Annotated in this window: 7 protein-coding genes and 1 pseudogene; 3 read left to right on the forward strand and 5 right to left on the reverse strand. The window is 59.0% G+C overall.

What is annotated here, in order from left to right; all coding sequences use genetic code 11:
* The 3 genes and pseudogenes from ACTJKX_RS37370 to ACTJKX_RS37380 all read left to right on the forward strand — a co-directional run.
* Window positions 1–858: pseudogene (locus ACTJKX_RS37370) on the forward strand (IS630 family transposase); the annotation flags it as partial.
* Window positions 859–950: 92 nt separating this feature from the next.
* Entirely contained in the window at window positions 951–2,069 is a 1,119-nt protein-coding gene (locus tag ACTJKX_RS37375; RefSeq protein ID WP_440728423.1) for an IS110 family transposase, read from the forward strand.
* A 155-nt stretch (window positions 2,070–2,224) separates the two neighbouring features.
* The gene (locus ACTJKX_RS37380) at window positions 2,225–3,238 is read left to right on the forward strand and encodes a GSCFA domain-containing protein (RefSeq protein ID WP_440728424.1); all 1,014 of its coding nucleotides are present in this window, start codon (window positions 2,225–2,227) and stop codon (window positions 3,236–3,238) included.
* 136 nt (window positions 3,239–3,374) lie between these two features.
* Here ACTJKX_RS37380 and ACTJKX_RS37385 read toward each other — a convergent pair whose 3' ends face one another.
* From ACTJKX_RS37385 to rfbC, 5 genes are all read right to left on the reverse strand, one after another.
* Window positions 3,375–4,055: an ABC transporter permease gene (locus tag ACTJKX_RS37385; protein ID WP_440728425.1), complete on the reverse strand. Its 681-nt coding sequence runs from the start codon at window positions 4,053–4,055 to the stop codon at window positions 3,375–3,377.
* A 227-nt stretch (window positions 4,056–4,282) separates the two neighbouring features.
* Window positions 4,283–5,317: a hypothetical protein gene (locus ACTJKX_RS37390; protein WP_440728426.1), complete on the reverse strand. Its 1,035-nt coding sequence runs from the start codon at window positions 5,315–5,317 to the stop codon at window positions 4,283–4,285.
* Between the two features lie 50 nt (window positions 5,318–5,367).
* Window positions 5,368–6,303: a dTDP-4-dehydrorhamnose reductase gene (gene rfbD / locus ACTJKX_RS37395; RefSeq protein WP_440728428.1), complete on the reverse strand. Its 936-nt coding sequence runs from the start codon at window positions 6,301–6,303 to the stop codon at window positions 5,368–5,370.
* A gap of 35 nt (window positions 6,304–6,338) precedes the next feature.
* Complete coding sequence (gene rfbB / locus ACTJKX_RS37400) at window positions 6,339–7,391, reverse strand: dTDP-glucose 4,6-dehydratase (protein WP_440726798.1); 1,053 nt, start codon at window positions 7,389–7,391, stop codon at window positions 6,339–6,341.
* A partial coding sequence (gene rfbC / locus ACTJKX_RS37405) for a dTDP-4-dehydrorhamnose 3,5-epimerase (protein ID WP_440728427.1) occupies window positions 7,391–7,879 on the reverse strand: 489 nt, incomplete at its 5' end. The genes rfbC and rfbB, both read right to left, overlap by 1 nt.

Raw genomic sequence — 7,879 nt, forward strand, 5'->3', positions numbered from 1 at the left:
CCGAGCTGCCGCGAGACGATCGAGAAATGGCCCCCAGGCTCGACGGCTACTGGCTTTGGCTGCGATTTATGACGGTGCGTCTCGGACCGAAGCTGCGAAGATTGGCGGGGTGAGCCTGCAGATCGTTCGCGACTGGGTCCTGAAGTTCAATGCGCATGGTCCAGACGGGCTCATCGACCGCAAAGCGCCAGGCCAGCCGTCCCGGCTGACGAGCGAGCACCGCAAAGTACTCGCCGCAATCATCGAGAGCGGGCCGATGCCGGCGATCCATGGCGTCGTGCGCTGGCGGATCATCGATCTGTGCCAATGGCTCTACGAAGAGTTTCGCGTCTCGATCGCCAAGCAGACGCTGAGCCGGGAACTGCGAGCCATGGGATATCGTAAGCTGTCGGCCCGGCCGCGCCATCATGTACAGGCCGAAGGCCAAGGCATCGACCCGACCGACATAGAGGTCTGGTTCGCCGATGAGGCGCGCATCGGCCAGAAGAACAAGATTACCGCCGCCGGGCCCGGCGAGGAAGCAGACCGTTGGCACCTCACGATCAGCGCACGGCCTCGACCTATATCTTCGGTGCCATCTGTCCCTGGGAGGGCAAAGGCGCAGCCCTCGTCCTGCCGATCTGCAACACACAAGCGATGAACCTGCATCTGGCCGAAATCGCCGATCAGGTCGCGCCCGGCAAACACGCCATTCTCCTGCTCGATCAGGCCGGATGGCACCTATCGAGCAGACTGCTCATCCCGCCCAACATCACGCTCGTTGCCCTGCCCGCAAAATGTCCCGAGCTGAACCCGGCTTTCGCGAAGCGAAGACGCTTCGCTGTCGCCCGAGGGGTCGAGAACATCTGGCAGACCGTATGTTCGTTTTCCCCGCGGCGATCGCTCGCCCAAACTCTTCGCGGCGATTAGGCCGGAAGGCCGGCCTTCAGCCGTGATCGGGAGGATGGGCTATGCACAAGGACGACAGAGCTTTTGTCGGTCTCGATACCTCTAAATTGAAAATCGCCGTGGCGTTAGCCGAAGAAGGCCGCCAGGGAGAAGTCCGCTTCTTTGGGGACATAGAAAATACGCCTGAAGCCGTGCGGCGTCTTGTAGCCAGGCTAACCGGAAAATATCAAAAATTGCATTTCTGCTATGAGGCAGGACCAACCGGTTATGGATTGTATCGCCAGCTTACCGATCTCGGGCAGGCGTGCGCTGTCATCGCGCCGTCCTTGATACCGAAGCGACCGGGAGAACGGGTCAAGACAAATCGTCGAGACGCGGTGACATTGGCTTGGCTCCATCGCGCGGGCGAGTTGACGGCAATCTGGGTCCCCGATGCAGAGCACGAAGCCGTGCGCGATCTGGTGCGCGCCAGAGAAGCGGCCATGCTTGAATTACGCGAGAAGCGACAGCATTTGCAGTCGTTCCTGCTGCGCCATGGACGAATTTACGCCGGCCGCCGACCTTGGACGAAAGTCCACGCACACTGGTTGGCGAACCTCACCTTTTCCCATCCTGCCCAATACCTTGTTCTTCGTGAATATCGCCAATCCACCGAAGATACAGAGGCGCGACTTGAACGGTTGACGGACCAGGTATCCCAAGTGGTGAAATCTTGGTCCATGGCACCTGTCGTTGACGCCTATCAGGCTATGCGAGGCGTCGCCTTTCTGACGGCGGTCATCTTCGTGGCCGAAATCGGAGACGTTCGCCGTTTCGAAACGCCGCGGCAGTTGATGGCTTTCCTCGGCTTGGTTCCATCAGAACATTCGACCGGAGAGACCGTGCGGCGCGGCGGCATCACCAAATCGGGCAATCCAAGAGCGCGCCGAGTGCTTGTTGAAGGCGCATGGACCTATCGCTACGCGGCTCGTTTGAGTCGTCCCCTGCAGGTACGGCAGGGACATTTACCCAGGACCGTACGGGCGATCGCATGGAACGCGCAGCTTCGTCTATGCGCTCGTTATCGAAGGCTGGCGGCGGCAGGCAAACGGCCAACTGTTGTCACCACGGCAATCGCCCGAGAGATGTCGGCCTTTCTGTGGGCAATTGGCCATGAGGTTGAACCGCTTCAGCCTCAGTAGACTCCAGCATGCTGAGCAGAAGCGGCTGTTCGCGCTTTTGGAGGGAGGGAAAAATCGATGAACTGACAATCGCGATTACGTGGTGCTGGAGGCAGGGCCTCGGTGGGGAACCCTCGGATGAAGCCTATTGGCGTCGTGCCATAGCGACACCGGCCATGACGGAGGTCGATCCTGTTGCGCCGCCGCAATTTCGAATTGGCAGGAGCGATAAGGTGGCAACGGGAGGTAGCTGCCTTGCTCAGCATATTGCGCGCCACCTGGTACAAAACGGTTTCACCTACCTGGTGACGGAAACCGCCCATCCGATCGTTCCATCCCATCTGGCAGAACGTTTCAATTATGGCGTCTATACCGCCCGCTATGGCAATCTCTATACCTCGCGCCAATTTCTCCAACTCCTCCGCCGTGCCTATGGCTTCTTCCAGGCCGAAGACATGATTTGGCACAAGAACGATCGTTTCATCGATCCCTATCGGCGGCAGATCCAGCCGGACGGATTCTCTTCCCGAGAAGAACTGCTCGCCGACCGGGCGCAGCATCTTGCTGCAGTGAGGCAGGCGGTCGAGAATCTCGATGTCATGGTCTTCACGCTGGGTTTGACGGAATGCTGGATCGACAGGGCCAGCGGCACGGTATTTCCCTTGTGCCCGGGTGTTTCGGGAGGGGAATTCGACAGCACCAGACACGTCTTCCACAATCTGTCTTCAACCAAAGTCATTGCGGACATGCTGGAGACTATTGACTTCATTCGCTACCGCAATGCCGCTGCGCGTTTCGTGCTTACCGTCTCCCCTGTCCCGCTCATAGCCACGGCGAGCGGTAGGCCTGTGCTGCAAGCGACGACCTATTCCAAGTCTGTCTTGCGGGTCGCTGGCGAGGAGATCATGGCTCTACGTGAGAATGTCGAGTATTTCCCCTCCTATGAGATCATTACGGGTTCCTACAATCGCGGGGCCTATTATGGTTCCGACCTCCGTTCGGTGCGGGAGGAAGGCGTCGATCACGTAATGCGCCTGTTTCTTCGCCATTTCGGCGCGGTTGAAGTTTCCCGCAGACCGATTGCGCCGTCACTGGGGCGGCAAGATCATGACTCGGTGCTCGCCGACGCTAGTGAAATGGTCCGGGTCATCTGCGAGGAAGAGGCACTGGGGAAGAGTGCGGAGCATTGATCCGCCTGCCTTTGAAGTCCCTGCAACATTGCGGGGAGCCATGAGGTTGGCGGGAGCAGCCTCGAACGGGGCCGTGCGAACCGTGCTCCCGATCAGCGTTTTGCTCTTGGGCCTCTTCTAAGATTACCGCGAAGGCTCAACGAGTGGATAGAACGTAGTTTCTCAGCACTCTCTCCAGAGCCAGTCCCCCCAACAGGGAGACCAGCCCGACTGCAATCGTATAGGGCTTGTCCAAGACGAGTTGACCATAGCCCGTATAGTAGGCTGAGCGCATCCACTCCACCGTCTGAAGCGCGGGATTATAGGCCAGAATCGAACGGTATGGCTCCGGGACCGTATCGGCCACGAAGACGACGCCCGACGACGCCCAGACACCGATTATGAGCAGCGAATAACCCGTCATCCACATTGGCACGGCGGCAACGATCACGCTGTTGATCACCCCCATGCCGCAGCCAAGCAGGATGGCCGCCCCTAAGGCGCAGAAGGCCGTGGTGATATCCTGCGGCAGGATTGGAACGTCAAAGGTTATTCCAAGTATAATCATAAAGATTATTACAAAGGCCGACGACAGGATCTCAAGAATTGCACCCGCGATAAGAACGTCAAGCGTTCTTACGCCAGGGAGGCTCAGCAGGGGTCTGGTGGATACAAGGTTCACCATCATGAAGCGCGACAGGTAGGAAAAGACCATGAAAGGTATCGTACCCGTGGCAATGAACAGGATGACGCTTTCTCCATAAGGGGCCGCGCGCCCGGTAATGGAGAAGATGGCGATAAGAAGTAGAATGTGGGAAATCGGCCAACCCACTGCCACGATATATCCGAGGCCGTGTCCAAAAAAACGCGTCCTGATGTTTCGGAGAATGACGGCCGATATAACACACCACTGCCGCCCAAAAGCTGATCGTATCGTTATATATGCCCCTTGATCTATCCTCACAACAAAATCTCACTCAAAGTCAATTATAGAAAATTTTGATTTGAAAAAAGCAAATATTACTGAGAAACGACATTCCTATATATCTCTGAGTAGATAACGTTTCACGTTATGTCCTCCACTATCGCCTTAACTTGACAGTAAATATCGAGATCGGCCTCAAGCAGCACCTCGACCTCGGGCAGCCTGCGCAGCCGCTCCGCCAAGGCCTGAACCGTCGGCAACAGGGGCGCGATCTGCACGGCACCCTGGGGCATGCGCATGATCTGTTCGAGGTCCTCGGCGAAGACATGTGACCGTTCGCGGATGCCGACAACCCCGGCGGTGGCAAGATTGGCCAAGGCCGTCGCCACGGCGCCGCGCGGCAACAGGGCATCGAAGCTCTCGGCAGCAAGCTGGCGCGCAAGCGGATTGGACAGGATAGTGATCACCGGCCCCGGCATCTCGGCGAGGCCCTTTGCCAATCCCTCCTCGTCCATTTCCAGATTCGTAACGAAATTAATCGCGGGCTTGAAGACTGAGAGATCGCGCTCGCTCAGCAGGGCATCACCATATCTGAGCACCTGCTTGAGGGCCATCAGCCGCTCAGCCAGTTCGTAATAGGGATCGTGCAGCAGGGTCACCCAGGTGAAGCGCTCATGAATCAGCGCGTCATATTGCCTGAGCGTGAGCCGACCGCTGACATAGAGCGAAGGTGCGTTCTGCAGATGGAAGATCTGTGTCGCCGTCTCGCTTCCCAGCCGCTCGATGCCGCGGTGGAAATAGTTGAAATGCTGCCTGAGGGCCGCATCGAGTCCCCAGAGCGGAAACAGATGGGTCTCCAGCCGGAACAGACGGTTGGGCAAGCCGGGAGCATCCAGATTGCGGCGATAGATCAGGATGCCGCTTTCCTCGTCCACCACTTCGACATAGCGCATGGCGCCGAGGCCGGGCACATTGGCATCGTTGAGCAGGAAGCCGCACAGGCCGTTGAGGTGGCGCCCCGCCGTGACCAGGGCCGGACGCGGCTCGCTGCAGCGGATGCGGGCCGCCACCTGGCCGTCGACGAGGACATGCAGGATCGGCGTCTTCTCGTAATCGTCCGGGACGACATAGCCGGTGATCTCGCCGCCCTCGTCCGATTCGATGTTGAACAGCATGACTCTGTCCATTCCTCAAGCCAGAACTGAGATCAGGGTTCTCCTCAGTCTCATTCAGCGCCATCAGAAAGGTTAATGGAGTGCGCCTCGTGATCGGTCTGCGCCGATAGCAAGACGGCTACACAATGGTCGAGTGAGGAGCGCCAGTCAGGCATCGCGATGCCATAGGTTTCGCGTAACCTCGTGGTATCTAACCTAGAATCGGCAGGACGCTGAGCCGGCGTGGGATAATCCTTCGTACCGATACGTCTCACATGAGCGGAAGGACCGCCGCGTGACGCAGAGGCCTCAAACACTGCTTCGGCGACGTCCGCCCAAGTCGCCTCCCCACCTCCGGCAACATGAAACACACCGAATAATGGTGAATCGACCGCCTTCTCGTGCACCACTCTGTGTGCGATCTGCAGCAATGTTCTTGCAAGGTCGAGGCCGTAAGTCGGACATCCCCTCTGGTCGGAGACGACGCCGACCTCGTCGCGCTCATCGGCGAGCCGCAACATCGTCTTCACGAAATTCTGGCCGTAAGGCGAATAAACCCATGAGGTACGGCAGATCACATGACGGGGATTAGCGGCAGCGACTCGCAACTCCCCTTCATATTTGGAAATGCCGTAGACTGTGAGGGGGTGAACCGAGTCATCTTCGCAATAGGGACGACCCGCAATGCCATCAAAGACGTAATCCGTTGAGAGATGTATGACAGGAATACCCAACCATTCCGCGCCTTTTGCAATTATGCCTGCAGAAACGGAATTGACCGTGTGTGCAAGAGGGATCTCGCTCTCCGCTCGGTCCACCGCCGTATAAGCAGCTGCATTAATAATTAGGTCCGCTTTCGTTGCGCTTAGAGCCGGTATGATTCTCGCTGGCCAAGAGAAATCGGTCTCCGGCCGCCCAAGACGGATGATGTCGACATTATGCTCAGCGCCCACGGCCTGCAGGCAACGGGCCAACTGCCCTTCCCTGCCCGTCACCACAATACGCATCAAATTAACCTCCTGGATCCGGACTGCCGGCAGGCTCAGGCGCTGACGAGCCCCAGCCGTTCGCCGGCATAGACCCCCGAGCGGATCGGGCGCCACCACCAATCATTGTCGAGATACCACTGCACCGTATGCCGGATGCCGGATTCGAAGGTCTCGAGGGCGCGCCAGCCCAGGTCCGCCTCGAGTTTGCCGGCATCGATCGCATAGCGCTGGTCATGGCCGGGGCGGTCCGGCACGAAGGCGATCAAATCCCGCCGCGGACGCGAACCGGCGACGAGCCCGTCCAGAACGTCGCAAATGGTCTCGACCACGCTCAGATTGCTGCGCTCGCTGCGCCCACCGACATTATAGGTCTCTCCCGGCCGGCCCGTCCGCACGATTGTCCACAGGGCACGGGCGTGGTCCCCGACGAAAAGCCAGTCACGCACATTGCTGCCATCGCCATAGACCGGCAATGTGCGTCCCTCCAATGCGTTGAGGATGACGAGCGGGATAAGCTTTTCGGGAAAATGATACGGGCCGTAATTGTTCGAGCAGTTGGAGATCAGCACCGGCAGGCCATAGGTGCGCATCCAGGCTCGGGCAAGATGGTCGGAAGCCGCCTTGCTGGCCGAATAAGGCGAGCTCGGATCATAGCGCGTGGTCTCGGTGAAGAGGCCGTCGCTGCCGAGCGAACCATAGACCTCGTCCGTGGAGACATGCAGGAAACGGAACGCGTCACGCTCCCGGCCCGAAAGCGTACGCCAATAGGCGCGCGACGCTTCCAGCAGGGTGTAGGTCCCCACGATATTGGTCTGGATGAAGTCATCGGCTCCGGCGATCGAGCGGTCGACATGGCTTTCGGCGGCCAGATGCATCACCGCGTTCGGGCGAAAAGATGCCATGACGGCATCCAGCTTCAGCCTGTCGGTGATGTCGCCGCGCATGAAGCGATAATTTCGTGAGCCAGCTATCGAGCGCAGAGAATGAGGATTGCCCGCATAGGTAAGCTTGTCGAAGTTGAGCACCTCGACATCCCCCTCCCCCACCAGCAGGCGCACCACGGCCGAACCGATGAAGCCTGCACCGCCTGTCACCAGAACACGCATCATGCGACACCTTCCTGTTCGGAGTTGTAATGAAACTGAGCCGGCAAGTCTTTCAGGAGCGGCAACCCCTGGTCCTTCGCCGAAAGCACGGGACCCTGTGGCAGCACGGGCCATTCGATGCCGATCGCAGGGTCATTCCACAGAATGCCGCCATCGTCGTCGGGGCTGTAGTAATTGGTGACCTTGTAGGCAACCAGCGTGTCCGGCTCCAACGTGCAATAGCCATGGGCGAAGCCGACAGGCACCCACAGCTGGTCGCCATCGACCCCGTCCAGGCGGGCCGAGACATATCTGCCGAAGGTCGGCGAGCCCTGGCGGATATCGACCGCCACGTCGAGTATCGCACCGCGGATGACACGAATCAGCTTGCCCTGCGCCATCGGCGAACGCTGAAAATGCAAGCCTCGCAGCGTACCCGCGGCGCCGGACAAGGCCTCGTTGTCCTGAACGAATTCTACGTCGGCAACCTGCTGGCAAAACCCGCGCGC

This window comes from Labrys sp. 22185, assembly GCF_052045555.1.
In the GTDB taxonomy this organism is placed as follows: domain Bacteria; phylum Pseudomonadota; class Alphaproteobacteria; order Rhizobiales; family Labraceae; genus Labrys; species Labrys neptuniae.